Origin of the sequence: Gardnerella massiliensis (genome assembly GCF_003408845.1) — a bacterium.
Taxonomy (GTDB): Bacteria; Actinomycetota; Actinomycetes; order Actinomycetales; family Bifidobacteriaceae; genus Bifidobacterium; species Bifidobacterium vaginale_H.
Map to the genome: position 1 here is coordinate 84,351 of NZ_LRTV01000008.1, position 681 is coordinate 85,031.

A 681-nucleotide genomic window follows, 5' to 3' on the forward strand; every position below is an offset into this window, starting at 1 on the left:
GACTTACGTGACAGTCGCGACACTCGCGATGATACTCGAGATTCCCGTGACGGCCGTCGCCGTCGACGCGGACGCCTTCTTGACAACGACTCGTCTGCCAACCGTTCTCGTCAATCTGCCCAATCCGCAACCACAAAAACAGCTGAAGGCGAGCTATCAAATCGTCAATCTGACGACAATGAAAACAGTGCAAACGTTAACAATACAAACGTTAACAATGCGGGAATTTTTGATGATGATATCGACTTCTACCGCAGTGTTGACGATATTCCTCGAAAAAGTCAGCGTTCGCGTCGTTCGCGCCGCCTCAATGCGGTCGAGCGTCGCGCCGCCGCCGAAGTTGAGCAAATTGAGGAAGATCTTGCCTACGACGATATTGTGTATGCACCTATTGATACGCGTATCGACGAAACGCTCGATGTAAGCGATATTGTGTCGAACAGGCGTCGCAACCGCAGCAATCGCAATGATGTTGAGGATGATGAAGGTCTCGATAATCGCGAATCTCGCAACGAACGTAACGAACGTAACGAACGTAACGAACGTAACGACCGTAACGAACGCAACGAACGTAACGACCGCAGCTTGCGTCGCCGCCGCCAAAAACTCGATATGCGCGACGATTACGATAACGACACTGCCGACGATTTGGACGATACTGCACAAAGTCAATCTCGCAAT

Annotated in this window: 1 pseudogene; it reads left to right on the plus strand. The window is 51.0% G+C overall.

Annotated features, from left to right (window positions below):
* A pseudogene (locus AXE77_RS06750) lies at window positions 1-681 on the plus strand (Rne/Rng family ribonuclease); the annotation flags it as partial.